The following is an 18,143-nucleotide window of genomic DNA, read 5'->3' as shown; positions in this document are numbered from 1 at the left end:
CCCACAGGGGATAAAAACAGGTCGCTATAAATAGCAGAAGCGATCAAGGTTGGCAATTATTCCTGAACATCCCTTGACAAGCCTGTGAGTAAAAGCGTATTTGGCGCAACTGTAAGACCATTCTTATAACAGCAAATTGCGCCACACTTTACAACTCCACAACCAGTGCCTTTTTTAATGAGAGTCCTTCAGGTGATAATTGTGCTTTATAACAAAGCACTTCAACCCCGCTCTGTTGCGCCTGTGCCAGTAGTTCTGCATAACGAGCGTCGATATGACGCGCCGGGGTGACGTCCTCAATCCCCGAGTGCAGAACGGCAAAAAACAGAACCGCGCGTTCACCATTTTCAGCAATCTTCGCCAGTTCACGGAGATGCTTCTGGCCGCGCACGGTTACCGCATCCGGAAAATACCCTTTTCCAAGGTGTAAAAGCGTCACGGATTTGACTTCAATATAGCAGTTCGCCCGGTCATCTGCCTGTAACAGAAAATCAATGCGACTCTTTTCCGCGCCGTATTTCACCTCAGAGCGCAGGGTGGAGTAACCGGATAATTCTGGAATAGCCTGGTTTGCCAGCGCCTCTTTCACTAAGCCGTTGGCCCGTAAGGTATTCACACAAATCCAGTGATCCTGCTGCGTTTCAGTAAGCTCCCAGCTGTGTGGGTATTTCCTTGTCACGCTGTCCGACGTTGAGTACCAGACCGTGTCACCCGGCGTGGCGCACCCGGTCATCGCGCCGGTATTGGCGCAGTGAAGAGTCAGCTTTTCACCCTCGGGTGTTATCACGTCGGCCAGGAAACGTTTGTAGCGCAAAATCAGCGTGGCTGGCCGCAGCGGTGGATCATAAATCATACTTATTCCTGCTTCAGTTCCCAGTACGCCAGCTCTTTATACTGCGTGCGTCCTCTGGCAAAAACGGACTCGAACAGCGCAAAGCGCTCAACGTGAAACTGCCAGCGAAAATTGCGCGGCGGTAACGTGACTGGCTTAAGTGCGTTACGCAGTAATGTGACATGCGGATGAAAGGGCATCGGGCTCTGGTAACAGCCGCTGCGGGAAGCCTGAGAACGAAGAATCTCCGCCAGTTGCAGCAGCCCACGGGGCGACTGTTTTGGCCCCAGCCAGACCACGCCGGAGCGTGGCCAGTGGCCCGCATCATCCAGGGTAAGCGTGAAGCCGGGCTGCTTAATTCTTCCGGCCAGCTGCTTCAGCGCCTCGCTCTTTTTTTTGCTGATTTCACCGAGAAAGGCCAGTGTCAGGTGCAGATTATTAGCTGCCACCGGGCGGCCTGCCTCTGCGGGAAAGGTGTCGGCACGCCATCTTATTAAGCTCTGCCTGCTCTCTTCTGGCAGACTGAGGCCAAAAAACAGCCTTTTTTGCTCACTCATGGTGCTCTCCGGTATTCCAGAAGCGGGAATGGTACAATGCCCGGCAAATTCAGACCATGACGTTATGGAGCATAAGTGAGTTCATTACCGGTCAGCGCCGTTTTATCCGACCTGCTGACAGCCCTGCGGGAGTCTCCTCAGGTGCTGCTGGCGGCACCTACCGGCGCAGGGAAATCGACCTGGCTGCCGCTGCAGATCCTGAAGCAGGCGGCGTTCAGCGGGCGTATTTTGCTGCTGGAGCCACGTCGTCTGGCCGCACGAAACGTGGCACAGCGGCTGGCGGAACAGCTGGGTGAACAACCGGGTGAAACCATCGGCTACCGGATGCGATCGGAGAGCCGCAGCGGCCCAAATACCCGTCTGGAGGTGGTGACCGAAGGGATCCTGACCCGCATGCTGCAGCAGGATCCGATGCTGGACGGCGTGTCGCTGGTGATACTTGATGAATTCCACGAGCGCAGCCTGCAGGCGGATCTGGCGCTCGCGCTGCTGCTGGATGTGCAGCAGGGACTGCGTGATGATCTGAAAATTCTGCTGATGTCGGCCACCCTCGATAACCAACGCTTACAGGCGCTGCTGCCTGATGCCCCGATGATCTGCTCTGAAGGACGCTCTTTCCCTGTTGAACGCCGTTACGCTTCACTGCCTGCTAACCTGCGATTTGATGAAGCGGTAGCCCGTGAGGTCAGCCAGCTGCTGCGCGAAGAGAGCGGCTCGCTGCTGCTGTTCCTGCCCGGTGTGGGGGAGATCCAGCGCGTGCAGTCTCACCTTAGCTCACTGATCGCTAATGATATCGACCTTTGCCCTTTATACGGCGCTTTGCCGCTGGCTGAGCAGCGTAAAGCGATCCTGCCCGCCGCTGCCGGACGCCGTAAGGTGGTGCTGGCGACCAATATCGCCGAAACCAGCCTGACCATTGAGGGCATCCGGCTGGTGGTGGACGGTGCGCTGGAGCGTGTGGCGCTGTTTGATACGCGCACCGGACTGACCCGGTTGCAAACCCAGCGCGTCAGTCAGGCGTCCATGACGCAGCGCGCCGGACGTGCGGGACGTCTGGAACCCGGCCTTTGTCTGCATCTTATTGCCCGGGAGCAGGCAGAGCGAGCGGCAGGTCATGCCAATGCGGAAATCCTCAACAGCGATCTTGCGGCACTGTGGCTGGACTTACTGCAGTGGGGCTGCCACGACGTGGCCCAGTTAACGTGGCTGGATTTGCCGCCCGCCAGTAATATCCGTCAGGCACAGCAACTGTTGAAGCAGCTGGGCGCGACAGATGCGGCGGGCAAGCTCACCAGCAAAGGGAGGAGCATGGCGGCGCTGGGCAGTGAACCACGTTTCTCTGCCATGATGATTGAGGCCGGAAACGACAGCGATAAGGTGACTACAGCAACGCTGCTGGTAGCGATGCTGGAAGAACCTGCGCGTGGCAATGTTGATTTGAGGGACAGTTTCCATCGTAGGCAGCCTGACTGGCTGAAGCGGGCAAAGCAGCTGCAAAAACGCCTGAAAGTGCCTGAGGGCAACGCAGACAGCGATCTGATTGCCCCACTGTTGGCGGGGGCTTTTCCGGATCGCATTGCCCGCCGTCGTGGCGCAGAAGGACGTTACCAGCTGGCAAACGGCATGGGAGCCATGCTCGATAGCGATGAAGCGCTGACCCGTTACGAATGGTTGCTGGCACCAGGTTTGCTGCAGGGCAGTTCCCAGCCGGATGCCCGCATTCTGCAGGCGATGCCGCTGGAGATTGAAGTGCTGACGAAACAGCGGCCTGCGCTGGTTGAGCAACGCACGGAAGTGGAGTGGGATGACGAGCGTGGCACGCTTAAAGCCTGGCGCCGTGAGCAGATTGGCGAGCTGGTGCTGAAGTCACAGCCGCTGAGCAAACCGGATGAGGATGAGCTTCATCAGGCGATGTTGCGCTGGATCCGACTCAAAGGATTATCGGTCCTGAACTGGACGCCACAAACCGAGCAATTACGGCTGAGAATGGTCTGCGCCGCGCAGTGGCTGCCGGAACAAAACTGGCCCGCAGCCCGCGAGACTGACCTGCTAGCCAGTCTGGAAAAGTGGCTTCTGCCCGCCATGAGCGGCGTGCGTGACGCAAAGGGGCTGAAGCAAATTGACACTACCAGTGCTTTATTACAATTGCTCACATGGTCCGGGCGTCAGCAACTGGATAGTCTGCTGCCAACTCATTACACTGTGCCCACCGGAAGCCGGCTTCCAATCCGTTATGATGAAGAGAAGCCGCCCGCGCTGGCGGTTCGCCTGCAGGAAATGTTTGGCGAAGCACAAAATCCCTGCGTGGCCGGCGGGCGTGTCGCCCTGGTGCTGGAGCTGCTGTCACCCGCACAGCGCCCTTTGCAGATCACCCGCGACCTGGCGGCGTTCTGGCAGGGTGCGTACCGTGAAGTGCAGAAAGAGATGAAAGGACGCTATCCCAAACATGCCTGGCCAGACGATCCGGGCAGTGCGCTGCCAACGCGCCGTACCAAAAAATATTCTGCGCCCTCCTGAACCGGTGGGCTTTGATTTCGGAAGGTTCCCGTTCCGAAGTGGTTGATCTAAGTACAAAGTAGCGGTCCCTGAGCGGCGCTCGCTGGAGAAAAGAAACGAATGTCAGACGATCGCGAACCTATTGGGCGTAAAGGTAAACAGCCCAAACCTCCGCGCAAGGTGGCGGGCAGGGGTCGCCGCAGGGATGATGAACACGATGAATATGATGATTTTCAGGATGAAGACCACGATAACGAGGAGGTAGAGTCGGTGCCACGTAAAGGAAAAGGGCGTCCACCGCGCAAGAAAAGAGGCCTGGGCTTATTTATAAAGCTGCTGCTGGTCTTTATTGTGCTGATGGCCGTGTACGGGGTTTACCTCGATTCACAAATCCGCAGTCGTATTGATGGCAAAGTCTGGCAACTGCCTGCGACGGTTTACGGCCGCATGGTCAACCTTGAGCCGGGCATGTCCTACAACAAAAAAGAGATGATCGCTCTGCTGGAAGGCACGCAGTATCGTCAGGTGAGCCGCATGACGCGCCCCGGCGAATTTACCGTGCAGGCTAACAGCATCGAGATGATCCGCCGTCCGTTTGACTTTCCGGACAGCAAAGAAGGGCAGATCCGCGCACGGCTGAGCTTCAGTAATGACTCGCTGAACGAGATTAAAAACCTCGACAGCGGGCGCGACTTCGGCTTCTTCCGCCTCGATCCCCGGTTGATCACTATGCTGCAGTCGCCAAACGGCGAACAGCGCCTGTTCGTGCCGCGCGCGGGCTTTCCGGATCTGCTGGTGGACACGCTGGTGGCGACCGAAGACCGTCACTTCTATCAGCATGACGGCATCAGCCTCTATTCGATTGGCCGTGCTTTCCTGGCCAATATCACCGCCGGTCGTGCGGTGCAGGGCGGCAGTACGCTGACCCAGCAGCTGGTCAAAAACCTGTTCCTGACCAACGAGCGTTCGCTGTGGCGTAAAGCCAATGAAGCCTATATGGCGTTGATCATGGATGCACGTTACAGTAAAGATCGCATTCTCGAGCTGTATCTGAATGAAGTCTATCTGGGGCAGGCGGGGAACGATCAGATCCGCGGCTTCCCGCTGGCCAGCCTGTACTACTTCGGCCGTCCGGTTGACGAGCTGAGCCTCGATCAGCAGGCGCTGTTGGTGGGTATGGTGAAAGGGGCCTCGCTGTATAACCCATGGCGTAATCCGAAACTGGCGCTGGAACGTCGCAACCTGGTGCTGCGCCTGCTGCAGCAGCAGAAAGTGATCGACCAGGAGCTGTATGACATGCTCAGCGCCCGTCCGCTCGGCGTGCAGCCGAAAGGTGGGGTGATCACTCCTCAGCCAGCGTTTATGCAGATGGTGCGTAACGAACTGCAGGCGAAGCTGGGCGACAAAGTGAAAGATCTGTCGGGGGTGAAGATCTTCACCACGCTGGATCCGGTCTCTCAGGATGCGGCAGAGAAAGCGGTTGAGGATGGCGTTCCGGTGCTGCGTAAGCAGCGTGGCCTGAACGATCTGGAAACCGCCATGGTGATCGTTGACCGTTTCAGTGGCGAAGTGCGTGCCATGGTCGGTGGTGCGGATCCGCAGTTCGCCGGGTATAACCGTGCTCTGCAGGCCCGCCGTTCGATTGGTTCTCTGGCCAAGCCTGCGACCTATCTGACTGCCCTGAGCCAGCCGGATAAATTCCGTCTGAACACCTGGATTGCCGATAACCCGATTGCACTGAAGCAGCCGAACGGGCAGGTCTGGAAACCGCAGAACGACGACCGTCGCTTCAGTGGCCAGGTGATGCTGGTTGATGCGCTGGCGCACTCGATGAACGTGCCAACGGTTAACCTGGGGATGACGCTGGGACTGCCGCAGGTGGTGGATACCTGGACCAAACTGGGCGTGCCGAAGGATCAGCTGCAGGCGGTTCCGGCGATGCTGCTGGGGGCGCTTAACCTGACGCCGATCGAAGTGGCTCAGGCGTTCCAGACCATCGCCAGCGGCGGTAATCGCGCTCCGCTCTCCGCGCTGCGTTCGGTTATTGCTGAAGATGGCACTGTGCTTTATCAGAGTTTCCCGCAGGCTGAGCGTGCCGTTCCGGCACAGGCCGCTTATCTGACCCTGTATGATATGCAGCAGGTGGCAGAAGAGGGGACCGCTCATGCCCTGGGCGCGCGCTATCCGAAAGCGCATCTGGCGGCGAAAACCGGGACCACCAACAATCAGGTCGACAGCTGGTTTGCCGGTGTGGATGGCAAAGAAGTGGCGATCACGTGGATTGGTCGTGACAACAACCAGCCGACTAAACTATATGGTGCCAGCGGGGCGATGCAGATCTACCGCCGCTATCTGGATAACCAGGCACCCACGCCGTTGCTGCCAACGCCGCCGGAAGATATTGCCCCGATGAACGTTGATTCAGCCGGTAACTTTGTCTGCGGAACAGGCAGCAGCAGTTGGAGAACGCTGCCGGTGTGGACCACCGATGCCAGCGCGCTGTGCCAGCAACAGCAGCAGCAGGCTCAGCAACAGCAGCAGATGCAGCAACAGCAACAAAATGAGCAGAAAGACAGTAACGGTGTGGCCGGTTGGATCAAGGACATATTCGGTAAGTAACTGACCCCACAATAAAAGCCGGTTCATCATGAACCGGCTTTTTTTCGCCCGTGATTGCTGGCCGCAGTGAACATAACAGCAACAAAGATGCGTTTCAGCGTCACAAGGTCATTGCTTCCCTATTTCCCACAATTTACATCAGGTTATTCGGCCAGCAAACAGCGCTGAGACGGCTGTTTTTTTCTTGAGCGCTTCCCGCAATTCGCATATTATCCAATCGTTATAATAATAATTCTCGTTTACGTTTACATTCAATCAATCTCAGTCAGAGAAAAGCTAAATGGCTACCTTGTCTTTTAACCGTTTATCCTTGCCAGTGAATACCTCAATTCGCCGACTGGCCATCCTTGTTGCAATGGGTCTTTCTTCCTCCACTTTCGCTGCGGGTGAAGAAACTATTACCGTGAATGCTAATGCCGCTGCTGCGCCACAGGAAAGTGCCTGGGGTCCGGCACCGACTATCGCGGCCAAACACTCTGCAACCGGGACAAAAACAGATACACCAATAGAAAAAACCCCGCAGTCAGTATCAGTGGTGACTCGTGAAGAGATGGCGCTGCATAACAACACTTCTGTTAAAGGGGCTTTTGATTACACGCCAGGGGTTTACAGTAACCGTGGTAGCTCAAATGTTATCGATGCCGTTTCAATCCGCGGCTTTAATGACGTCAACACTAACCAGTATCTTGATGGTCTGAAGCTGCAGGGGGATAACTACTCTGAGTTTGCCATCGATCCGTACTTCCTGGAGCGCGCAGAACTGCTGCGTGGACCTGCTTCGGTATTGTATGGGAAAAGCTCCCCCGGTGGTGTTGTCTCTCTGGTAAGCAAGCGCCCAACTCTGGAAACACTGCAGGAAGTCCAATTCCAGATGGGCACTGATAACCTTTTCTCCACTGGGTTTGATTTCGGCGGCGCACTGGATGATAACGGGGTGTACTCTTATCGCCTGACCGGACAGGCGCGCAGCGCTGACGCTCAGCAGGAGCGTAATAAAGAGAAGCGCTATACCGTTGCGCCTTCATTTAGCTGGCGACCAGACGATAACACCACTTTTACCTTCCTGAGCTACTTCCAGAACGAGCCGCAAACGGGTTATTACGGTTGGTTACCTCGTGAAGGAACGGTTGTACCTATTGTGGATGCAGCCGGGCAGCAGCATAAACTGCCAACCAACTTCGATGATGGCGACAGTAATAAGATCTCTCGCAACACCAAAATGGTGGGTTACAGCTTCGAGCATAACTTTAATGATACCTGGACCGTGCGTCAGAATCTGCGATATGCCGACCTGCGCACTGATTACTTTACTATTTATGGTAATGGCTTCAATCAGGCGACCAGCGAAATCCTCCGTGGCTATGCTGATTCTGAAGAAGAACTTAATCAGTTTGCAGTGGATACTCAGGCACAGGCGAAGTTTTCTACCGGCGAAATTGAACATACGTTGTTGATGGGCGTTGATTATCAGCGCACCCGCAATGACATCAATGCCATCTTCGGTTCCGCAGCGCCACTGAGCGCCCTTAATCCGCAATATGGTAATACGGAGATGGTGGGGTCTGGTTTTCCATATCGCTATCTGAACAAACAACAGCAAACCGGGTTGTACACTCAGGATCAAATAGAACTGGATCGCTGGGTACTTACGCTGGGCGGGCGATATGACTATGCAATGACCTCTGCTTTAAATCGCAGTACCGATTCTGAAGTGAAGAATCACGATCAGGCTTTCACCTGGCGTGGCGGGCTCAACTACGTTTTCGACAATGGTGTCGCGCCCTATTTCAGCTACAGTGAATCCTTTATTCCCACGTCGGGCACCACTGCTGAAGGCCAACCCTTCGATCCCTCCCGAGCCAAACAGTATGAAGCGGGCGTGAAATACGTTCCGAAAGATCGACCAATTGTGATCACGGGAGCGGTTTATCAACTGACGAAAGACAAAAACCTTACTGGCGATCCTGCAAACAGTAACTTTAATGTGCAGTCAGGACAGATTCGCTCCCGTGGCATTGAGCTGGAAGCCAAGGCGGCGTTGACTCAGAATATTAATCTGACTGCGGCTTATACTTACACCGATGCTCTTTACACTCATGACACCAATCTGAAAGATCGCACGCCAGTACAGGTTCCTAAACATATGGCTTCGCTGTGGAGTGACTACACTTTCCACGAAACAGCGCTCTCTGGTCTGACTATCGGCGCTGGCTTACGTTATGTTGGTGAAAGCAAAGGCCTCTATCAGTTCAAGAGCGATGCTAACAAAAATCAGAACTTCGATGTGGCGGGTTACACCACTGTTGACGCATTGGTTAAATACGATCTGGGACGCTTCGGTTTGCCAGGCTCATCTGTCGGCATCAACGTTAAGAACCTGCTTGACCGTGAATACGTTGCCAGTTGTTATCACGAATATGACTGCTATTGGGGCGCAGAGCGGCAGATCGTTGGCACTGCGACATTCCGTTTCTAATCTTTAAATCGGGCGCGGCTCGCCGCGCCCACCAATCAGAAGACAGCTATGCATCCTCCGTTTGCCTCAGAAACCACCTTCTCGCTCGATCAGGCTACCTTTACCGTTCCCGGCAGAACCCTGCTGCAGCCGTTGTCCCTGACTTTTCCTGCGGGTAAAGTCTGTGGGCTGATAGGTCACAATGGCTCCGGCAAGTCGACCCTGCTGAAAATGCTGGGCAGGCATCATGCTGCGTCCGGTGGACAGGTGTTGCTGAATGGCAAACCGGTGGCTTCATTCCCGGGTAAACTGTTTGCCCGGGAAGTTGCCTATCTGCCGCAGCAGCTTCCGCCTGCTGAAGGGATGACGGTACGCGAGCTGGTGTCGATGGGACGCTATCCATGGCACGGCGCGCTGGGTCGTTTCGGTGTGGAAGATCGCGAGCGGGTCGAAGAAGCCATCACGCTGGTTGGCTTAAAACCTTTTGCTCAACGCCTGGTGGACAGTCTCTCCGGCGGTGAGCGTCAGCGGGCGTGGCTCGCCATGCTGGTGGCGCAAAACAGCCGCTGCCTGCTGCTGGATGAACCCACTTCCGCGCTGGATATTGCCCATCAGGTTGAAGTGCTGGCCCTGATCCAGCGCCTGAGCCGCGAACGTGGCCTGACGGTGATTGCGGTCCTGCATGATATCAATATGGCTGCCCGTTACTGCGACACGCTGGTGGCGCTGCGCAGCGGCGGTATGATTGCCCGGGGCGATGCTGAGGCGATTATGCAGCCTGAAGTACTGAACCGGATTTACGGCATCCCTATGGGGATTTTGCCTCACCCTGACGGCGGTACGCCGGTGAGTTTTGTTTACTGACGGATTGGTGTTTTCATGCCCGATTATCTCCGCCGCCGCCTGCTGATGGCGATGGCTCTTTCTCCGATGCTGCCCGCACTGCGTGCTCAGGCTGCCCCGTCCGTTGATATCACACGCATCATTACGATTGAGTGGTTCCCCACCGAGTTGTTGATGGCCTTGGGTGTGATGCCGATGGGCACCGCTGAAATATATCAGTACAAGCTGTGGGTGGGGGAGCCGAAGCTGCCTGCTACCACGGTGGATGTCGGCTTGCGGACCGAACCCAATCTGGAACTGATGATCCAGATGAAACCCTCGCTGATCCTTTACTCAACCGGCTATGGCCCGGCAAAAGAGAAGATTGAACGCATTGCGCCAGTCATGGGGTTTGCCTCCAATAATGCCGACGGCAAACCGCTGACTCATGCACGTAACTCGCTGATGCAGCTGGCGGAACGTCTGGATGTGGTGCCCCAGGCTCAGCGTCATCTGGCTGATTTTGATGCCTGGATGGCACAGGCAAAGGTGCGCCTCAGCCATCGCGCCAAACGACCTCTGTTGCTGATGTCGATCCTTGATCCCCGCCATACGCTGGTGTTCGGTAAGGGGAGTCTGTTCCTCGAAGTGATGGATCAACTGGGAATTGAAAATGCCTGGCAGGGTGAAACCAATTTCTGGGGCAGCGCGGTGATTGGCATTGAGCGCCTGGCGTCGATGAAGAATGTGGATGCGATCTGCTTCGATCACGGCGACGATGCTCTGGTAGAGCAGGTGACTTCCACGCCGCTGTGGAACTCGCTCTCCTTTGTCCGGGAGAAGCGCTTCCGCCGGGTGCCGCAGGTCTGGTTCTATGGCGCGACGCTTTCAGCGATGCGTTTTTGCCACCTGCTCGACACCGCGTTGGGGGAAGCATGAGAACTTCGCACCGCTTCCCTATCGTCCTGTTAACGCTGATGCTGGTCGCGGCGCTCGGGCTGACCTTTTACAACTTCAGCCAGCAACTGCCGCCAGCGCAGTGGCTGAGTGCGATCAATGCCGCCAATCCGGACAATGTCACGGAGATGGTGTTCCACTACAGCCTGATGCCGCGCCTGGTGCTCTCTTTGCTGATTGGAGCTGGCCTGGGGCTGGTTGGGCTGCTGTTCCAGCAGGTATTGCGCAATCCGCTGGCAGAGCCGACCACGCTGGGCGTGGCGACGGGCGCACAGCTGGGCCTGACAGTCGCCACGTTGTGGAGCCTGCCGGGGGGTATTTTCACCCAGCAGATGGCGGCGATGATCGGGGCGATCCTCGTTGGCCTGATCGTGTTTGGTATCGCCTGGGGTAAGCGCCTCTCGCCGGTAACGTTGATCCTCGCCGGGCTGGTGATGTCGCTCTACTGCGGCGCGGTCAATCAGATCCTTGGCCTGTTTAACCATGACCGCCTGCAGAGCATGTTCCTGTGGGGCACCGGCACGCTGAACCAGATGGACTGGAGCAACGTCAGCTTTATCTGGCCCAAGCTGCTGGTGGGCTTTGTGCTGTCGCTGATGCTGTTACGGCCGATGACGCTGATGGGGCTGGATGATGGCGTGGCAAAAAACCTCGGACTGGCTTTGTCGCTGGCTCGTTTAGGCGTGCTGGCACTGGCGATTATCCTCAGTGCTCAGCTGGTGAACGCTGTCGGGATCATCGGATTTATCGGCCTGTTTGCGCCGCTGCTGGCGAAAATGCTCGGCGCACGGCGCTTGCTCAGCCGGTTATTGCTGGCCCCGCTGATCGGCATGCTGCTGCTGTGGCTGGCCGATCAGTGCGTGATCTGGCTGACGGAAAACTGGCGGGAAGTGTCCACCGGCATGGCGACGGCAATCATTGGTTCTCCGCTGCTGCTGTGGCTGCTGCCGCGTCTGAAGACCTCCTCCGGTATGCCAGCGCTGAATCAGGGCGATAACGTCCCTGTGGAGCGCCATAACGTGCTGATGTGGGGCATTATCGGTGTGGTAACACTTCTGGTGCTGAGCGTGGTTGCCCTGAGTTTTGGTCGCGATGCGCATGGCTGGCAGTGGGCAACCGGCGAGTTGTGGCAACAGCTGTTGCCTTGGCGGATGCCGCGACTGGTGGCGGCGGTCGTTACGGGCCTGATGCTGGGCGTGGCGGGCTGTATTGTCCAGCGGCTGACAGGTAACCCGATGGCCAGCCCGGAAGTGCTGGGGATCAGCTCAGGTGCGGCTTTTGGTGTGGTGGTGATGCTGTTCCTGGTACCGGGCGACGCCTTTGGCTGGCTGCTGCCTGCGGGTAGTCTCGGTGCGGCGGTGACGTTGCTGATTATCACCTTTGTCGGCGGGCGCGGCGGTTTCTCTCCGGAGCGCATGCTGCTGGCAGGGATGGCGCTGAGTACCGCTTTTGCCACGCTGTTGCTGCTATTGCTGGCGAGCGGCGATCCACGTATGGCCGCCCTGATGACGTGGATCTCAGGCTCTACTTATAACGTGAATGCTGCTCAGGCATGGCGTACCGTGATAGTGGCTGCTGTGCTGCTGGCGCTGACACCGTTATGCCGTCGCTGGCTGACTCTGCTGCCGCTTGGGGGTGAGACGGCCCGCTCGTTGGGGCTGGCGCTGAAGTCTTCCCGTATGGCATTGCTGCTGCTGGCGGCGGCGCTGACAGCGGCGGCAACCCTGACCATTGGTCCGCTGAGCTTTATCGGTCTGATGGCACCACATATTGCGAGGATGCTTGGCTTCAGGCGTGCGATACCGCAACTGGTGATGGCAGCGCTGTTGGGTGGGGCATTGATGGCGGTAGCCGACTGGTGTGGCCGGATGGTGGCGTTCCCCGGACAGATCCCGGCGGGGCTGCTGGCGACCTTTATCGGCGCGCCTTACTTTGTTTATCTGCTTCGGAAGGTTTGAGCTCTTCCTGCGTGGGAAACCGGGAGTAAAACGTCCCGCACCATAGACGGTGCGGGTCGGGCTGCCATGGACGGCGCTTTTTGCGTCTATATGAGCGGCCTGTATGCCCCGCGCAGGCACTGTATTTGGTTTTTAGCGTAGCTTCGCGAAGCAGCGGCGGGCCGCATCGATGGTACGCTGGATATCTTGCTGGCTGTGCGCCAGTGACATAAAGCCTGCCTCAAACGCGGAAGGGGCCAGATACACGCCTTCTTCCAGCATCAGATGGAAGAATTTCTTAAAGCGCTCAACGTCACACTTCGTCACGTCCTCATAGCAGGTCACTTCCGGCGCATCGGTAAAGAACACGCCGAACATGCCGCCAACGTGGTTCACTACCAGAGCTATGCCTTCCTCCTGCGCAGCGGCCAGCAGGCCGTTCGCCAGCTGCGTGGTCAGTTCCGTCAGGGTGGCATGGGTGCCAGGTTTGGCGATTTCGCTCAGACAGGCAAAACCGGCAGCCATGGCAATCGGGTTACCGGATAAGGTACCTGCCTGGTAAACCGGGCCGGTCGGTGCCAGCGCCTCCATCACTTCACGACGGCCACCAAACGCGCCCACCGGCATACCACCACCGATGATTTTACCCAGGCAGGTCAGGTCCGGCACCACGCCGTAATAATCCTGCGCACCAGCCAGTGCAACGCGGAAACCGGTCATCACTTCGTCGATGATAAACAGTGCGCCGAACTCATCACAAAGTGCTCGCAGACCCGGCAGGAAGTCCGGCTGCGGCGGGATGCAGTTCATGTTGCCCGCAACCGGTTCAACGATAATACAGGCGATTTCATGCGGGTATTGCTCAAAGGCGGCGCGCACGGAAGCCAGATCGTTATAGGTGCAGGTCAGGGTATGTTTGGCGAAATCTGCCGGAACACCCGGTGAATTTGGCTGGCCGAGGGTGAGGGCACCAGAACCGGCTTTCACCAGCAGGCAGTCAGCGTGGCCGTGGTAGCAGCCTTCAAACTTGATAATTTTGTCACGATGGGTGAAACCACGCGCCAGGCGGATTGCGCTCATGGTCGCTTCGGTTCCGGAGTTCACCATGCGCACCATATCCATGGTTGGCACCAGCTCGGTCACCAGCTGCGCCATTTTCACTTCCATCTCGGTTGGCGCACCGAAACTCAGGCCGCGCTCCGCTGCTTCAATCACCGCGTTGCGAATCGCCGGGTGGTTGTGACCCAGAACCATTGGGCCCCAGGAACCCACGTAATCCACGTAGGCTTTGCCGTCGGCGTCATACAGATAAGCACCGTCAGCATGTTCAATAAAGAGCGGCACACCGCCAACGCCGGTAAAGGCGCGCACCGGTGAGTTCACGCCACCGGGAATTAATTGCTGCGCCTGAGCATACAGATTTTCAGACTTACTCATGGTTCCGCTCCTGAGGATGCATTAAGAAAAACACCGCCATTCTAAGGGAACCTGCGGCAGGGTCAAAAGGTCAGTGGGCTTTTTGACACGAATGGAGAACATTTTTTCCCGGGACATTCGGCCTGATATGAGTAAGATACTGACCTTTCCTGACAAACCAATGAACGGGATATGAACGAGCCAACCTCATCGACCGACCAGTTAAATGTGGTTCCTGCCAGACGCAGTGATTTCCTTCGCATGCTGATACGCCGCGATAAAACTCCCGCAATCGTGCTGATTATGGCGGGAATTGTCGGTACCCTCGCCGGACTTGTCGGGGTGGGATTTGAAAAAGCCGTCAACGCGGTCAGCACTCACCGCCTTGAAATCTTGGCAAAGGTGGAGCATCACTGGAGCCTGGCGTTCCCGCTGGCATTTATCCTCTCCGCGATCCTCGCCGTTATCGGTTACTACCTTGTCCGCCGTTTCGCCCCGGAAGCCTCCGGGTCCGGCATTCCTGAAATCGAAGGTGCGCTGGAAGAGTTGCGGCCGGTGCGCTGGTGGCGGGTGATCCCGGTAAAATTTATTGGCGGCATGGGCACGCTGGGAGCCGGAATGGTGCTCGGGCGGGAAGGGCCGACGGTACAGCTGGGTGGCAATATCGGCCGGATGGTGCTGGATATTTTCCGCATGAAAAGCACCGAGGCGCGTCATTCTCTGCTGGCTACCGGCGCGGCGGCAGGTCTGTCAGCCGCCTTTAATGCCCCGCTTGCGGGCATCCTGTTTATCATTGAAGAGATGCGCCTTCAGTTTCGTTACAGCGTTATTTCCATCAAGGCGGTGTTTATTGGCGTGATTATGTCGAGCATCGTTTTCCGCATCTTCAATGGCGAACATGCGGTGATCGCGGTAGGCAAACTGGCAGAGTCCCCGGTGAACACCCTGTGGCTGTATTTGCTGCTGGGAATGATCTTTGGCGTGGTGGGCGTGACGTTCAATGCGCTGATTTTCAAAACGCAGGATATGTTCCAGCGCCTGCATGGCGGGAATATGCGCAAGCTGCTGATCATCGGTGCGGTGTTGGGCGGCGTTTGTGGCGTGCTCGGCCTGATTGAGCCGGAAGCGGCAGGCGGGGGTTTTAACCTGATCCCGGTTGCGGCAGCGGGTAATTACACCGTCGGTATGCTGCTGTTTATTTTCATCGCTCGCGTGGTGACTACGCTGCTGTGCTTTGGTTCGGGCGCGCCGGGTGGCATCTTCGCCCCGATGCTGGCATTAGGCACCTTACTTGGGACCGCTTTTGGCATGGCCAGTGCTTCGTTATTCCCTGCTTATCACCTTGAAGCCGGCACTTTCGCTATTGCCGGAATGGGCGCGTTGTTCGCCGCTTCAGTCCGGGCACCGCTGACCGGCATTGTGCTGGTTCTGGAAATGACCGACAATTATCAACTTATTCTGCCGATGATTATTACCTGTCTTGGGGCAACATTGCTGGCACAGTTTCTCGGGGGCAAGCCGCTCTATTCAGCCCTGTTGGGCCGCCTGCTGGCGAAACAGCAACAGGCAGAGGAAGACACAGCAGCACAGAGTGCCACGTCTTCACGGACCAAACAGGCTGATACTTGATTGCTATACTGCTATATAAGATAATAACGCTAATGATGGTCGAAATATTACGTCGTCCTGAATGCCTGATGGAGTACTAAATGAGTGACGATATAGCTCTGCCCCTGCAGTTCACTGAAGCAGCGGCCAGTAAAGTCAAAAACCTGATTTCAGATGAAGAGAACCCGGATCTGAAACTGCGCGTTTATATCACCGGTGGCGGCTGCAGCGGCTTCCAGTATGGCTTTACCTTTGATGATAAGGTCAACGACGGTGATATGACCATTGAGAAGGCGGGTGTGGCGCTGGTAGTCGATCCGATGAGCCTGCAGTATCTGGTGGGCGGTTCGGTGGATTACACCGAAGGGCTGGAGGGCTCCCGCTTTGTGGTGACCAATCCGAATGCTAAAACCACCTGCGGCTGCGGTTCCTCCTTCAGCATCTGATAAAAAGCCCCGGCGCTTTCGCTGCCGGGGCTCTGCTTACCATTCCACTGTGATCAACTTCGACATCTGACGTCTCGCCCTGTCCTGCGAAATAACCGCCTGCGTCACTTTCGGCTGCGCGGCAACCTGTTGACCACAATCTACTGCCGGTGATGCTGCTGGTGTGGCGCTTTGCCCGTCAATGCGAATAAATGGTCAGTTTGACCCCGATGCTGCCGGTAATCGAAGCGGCACAGGCATGACCAGCCATAACCAGCTCAGGGGCCAGATAGATGGCTTTCATAACGCTTGTTTCCTGGTATAAAAAATCAGGGCATCAGCCCAGATACGGAACGCGAGGATAAAAAAATTCGCCGGTCCGTTAGTTGATTAACGGCAATTTTTGTTGAACTTTAACCGTATTTTTGCGGTTTTAGTTGTTTCAGGGTTTTTGCTCTGGGTGCAGTTGGCTGCATAATTGTTGAGCAGCCAGCATAATCCGGGGGCCGGGCCGGCTAAACCAGTCATCTTTTACTGTGATCACTCTCACATTAAGTTGCGGATGCCAGAAAGCTTTAATCGCCGGAACACGCTGAGGGTCACCACCGATCACCACCACCTCCGGATTGCGCATCAATACCTGCTCACGACTGACCTGTGGCCAGGCCACGCGGCTGTCGGAAAAGATATTCTCACCGCCGCAAATCTGCAGGATTTCGTTCTGTAAGGTGTTGCGGGAAGCAGTAAACAGTGGCTGCATGCCAAATTGCAGAAACACCGCTTTCTTCGGCTGGCTGGCATAACGTTGTTGTAACGCTTCCCACTGTTTCTGCAACAGTTGCGCTTCCTGCTCTGCCTTTTCAGGCTGCGGGCTCCAGACTTTCAGCTGCCGCACGCTGGCAATCATCTCGCTGACCGTAGCTGGCTCAATCCATTCCACTTTAATGCCAAACGCCTTCAGCTGATCCACCTGCCGCTGCGGGTTCCCGTCGCGCCACGCCAGCACCACATCAGGCCTGAGGCCAATAATGCGCTCGGTGTTGATCCCCTGCCAGTTCGCCACCTGTTCAATCTTCTCTGCCGCAGGAGGATAGTCTGAGTAAGCACTTACGCCAACGGGAGTGATCCCGGCAGCAAAAGCCAGTTCGGTCAGATTAGGAGCGAGAGTGACAACGCGGGGCGCAGAGGCTGCTGCCGTCCCGAAGCAGGACAGCAGCAGTAAAAGGCAGGGCAGGAATTTAGCCACGGGCCAGATGGGTCAGCAGCGTTTCAACCAGCAGGGAAGAGTGCTTGGCGGCAACGGTGAGGAACTCATCAAAGCTCAGGTGTGATTCCTGATCGGCCACGTCAGAGATGGCGCGTACCACCACAAACGGCGTCCCAAACTGGTGGCAGACGTGCGCAATGGCGGTTGCTTCCATCTCCACGCCCACAGCCTGCGGGAAGGTGGAACGGATGCGCGCCAGCGGCTCTGCTCCATTGATAAAAGCATCGCCACTGACCACCAGGCCGCGAACCGCGTGCTGGCCAAGCTCTTTGATGCAGGTTTCTGCCGCTTCAATCAGTCGGGCGTCTGCGGTAAAGGCGGCAGGGCAACCCGCCATCTGGCCCGCTTCGTAACCGAAGGCAGTGACGTCAGCGTCGTGGTAACGCACTTCACCGGACACCACGATATCGCCCACTTTCAGGGTTGGGGCCAGGCCACCGGCGGAACCGGTGTTAATAATAAAGTCAGGTTTGCACATCTGCAGCAGCAGAGTAGTGCCCATCGCGGCTGAGACTTTACCAATTCCCGATTTCAGCAGAGCAACTTCCACGCCGTTCAGCGTACCGGTATAAATTTCACAGCCTGCCAGTTCAATCGTCTGGCGGTTTTCAATTTTGTCACGCAGCAGGGTAACTTCCTGCTCCATCGCACCAATAATGCCTGCTTTCATAGGGATACTCGCTAAGGTTGTGGTAAAACTCGTCAAATATGGTGCATAGTTTACCATGATTAAACGTCATTAAACTCACTGC

The 18,143-nt window shown here is 56.6% G+C and carries 13 protein-coding genes; 8 read left to right on the top strand and 5 right to left on the bottom strand.

Annotated features, from left to right (window positions below; all coding sequences use genetic code 11):
* Positions 1-148: 148 nt before the first annotated feature.
* Both sfsA and thpR read right to left on the bottom strand, forming a co-directional pair.
* Positions 149-853: a DNA/RNA nuclease SfsA gene (sfsA, locus tag AC3Y5R_RS03770; RefSeq protein ID WP_489920214.1), complete on the bottom strand. Its 705-nt coding sequence runs from the start codon at positions 851-853 to the stop codon at positions 149-151.
* 2 nt (positions 854-855) lie between these two features.
* The gene (gene thpR / locus AC3Y5R_RS03765) at positions 856-1,389 is read right to left on the bottom strand and encodes an RNA 2',3'-cyclic phosphodiesterase (RefSeq protein WP_489920213.1); all 534 of its coding nucleotides are present in this window, start codon (positions 1,387-1,389) and stop codon (positions 856-858) included.
* Between the two features lie 75 nt (positions 1,390-1,464).
* On the opposite strand from thpR, the gene hrpB reads away from it, so the two are divergent.
* From hrpB to fhuB, 6 genes are all read left to right on the top strand, one after another.
* Positions 1,465-3,906 carry an ATP-dependent helicase HrpB gene (gene hrpB / locus AC3Y5R_RS03760; RefSeq protein WP_489920212.1) on the top strand — a complete coding sequence of 814 codons (2,442 nt, stop codon included), beginning with the start codon at positions 1,465-1,467 and terminating at the stop codon, positions 3,904-3,906.
* A gap of 99 nt (positions 3,907-4,005) precedes the next feature.
* Positions 4,006-6,504, top strand: coding sequence for a bifunctional glycosyl transferase/transpeptidase (mrcB, locus tag AC3Y5R_RS03755; RefSeq protein WP_489920211.1), 2,499 nt, complete (start codon positions 4,006-4,008; stop codon positions 6,502-6,504).
* A gap of 280 nt (positions 6,505-6,784) precedes the next feature.
* Positions 6,785-8,980, top strand: coding sequence for a ferrichrome porin FhuA (fhuA, locus tag AC3Y5R_RS03750; protein WP_489920210.1), 2,196 nt, complete (start codon positions 6,785-6,787; stop codon positions 8,978-8,980).
* A gap of 48 nt (positions 8,981-9,028) precedes the next feature.
* Positions 9,029-9,823, top strand: a complete 795-nt coding sequence (gene fhuC / locus AC3Y5R_RS03745; protein WP_489920209.1) for a Fe3+-hydroxamate ABC transporter ATP-binding protein FhuC — start codon at positions 9,029-9,031, stop codon at positions 9,821-9,823.
* A gap of 15 nt (positions 9,824-9,838) precedes the next feature.
* Positions 9,839-10,720, top strand: a complete 882-nt coding sequence (fhuD, locus tag AC3Y5R_RS03740; protein WP_489920208.1) for a Fe(3+)-hydroxamate ABC transporter substrate-binding protein FhuD — start codon at positions 9,839-9,841, stop codon at positions 10,718-10,720.
* Positions 10,717-12,696, top strand: a complete 1,980-nt coding sequence (gene fhuB / locus AC3Y5R_RS03735) for a Fe(3+)-hydroxamate ABC transporter permease FhuB (RefSeq protein WP_489920207.1) — start codon at positions 10,717-10,719, stop codon at positions 12,694-12,696. The genes fhuD and fhuB overlap by 4 nt, the downstream gene beginning before the upstream one ends.
* Before the next feature lie 132 nt (positions 12,697-12,828).
* Here fhuB and hemL read toward each other — a convergent pair whose 3' ends face one another.
* A complete protein-coding gene (gene hemL / locus AC3Y5R_RS03730) occupies positions 12,829-14,112 on the bottom strand; it encodes a glutamate-1-semialdehyde 2,1-aminomutase (protein ID WP_489920206.1) in 1,284 nt (427 codons plus the stop codon).
* Between the two features lie 171 nt (positions 14,113-14,283).
* Here hemL and clcA point away from each other — a divergent pair, with 171 nt between their 5' ends.
* Positions 14,284-15,720, top strand: coding sequence for a H(+)/Cl(-) exchange transporter ClcA (clcA, locus tag AC3Y5R_RS03725; protein ID WP_489920205.1), 1,437 nt, complete (start codon positions 14,284-14,286; stop codon positions 15,718-15,720).
* Between the two features lie 80 nt (positions 15,721-15,800).
* Positions 15,801-16,145: an iron-sulfur cluster insertion protein ErpA gene (gene erpA, locus AC3Y5R_RS03720; protein WP_158781761.1), complete on the top strand. Its 345-nt coding sequence runs from the start codon at positions 15,801-15,803 to the stop codon at positions 16,143-16,145.
* A gap of 421 nt (positions 16,146-16,566) precedes the next feature.
* On the opposite strand, the gene btuF is transcribed toward erpA, so the two are convergent.
* Positions 16,567-17,370: a vitamin B12 ABC transporter substrate-binding protein BtuF gene (gene btuF, locus AC3Y5R_RS03715; RefSeq protein ID WP_489920204.1), complete on the bottom strand. Its 804-nt coding sequence runs from the start codon at positions 17,368-17,370 to the stop codon at positions 16,567-16,569.
* On the bottom strand, positions 17,363-18,061 hold the full coding sequence (gene mtnN, locus AC3Y5R_RS03710; RefSeq protein WP_158781759.1) for a 5'-methylthioadenosine/S-adenosylhomocysteine nucleosidase: 699 nt from the start codon (positions 18,059-18,061) through the stop codon (positions 17,363-17,365). The genes btuF and mtnN overlap by 8 nt, the downstream gene beginning before the upstream one ends.
* Between the last annotated feature and the right edge of the window lie 82 nt (positions 18,062-18,143).

The organism is Erwinia sp. 009765445 (genome assembly GCF_058137865.1).
The sequence above is the reverse complement of the archived record's forward strand: the minus strand, read 5'-3'. Positions and strand labels throughout refer to the sequence as shown.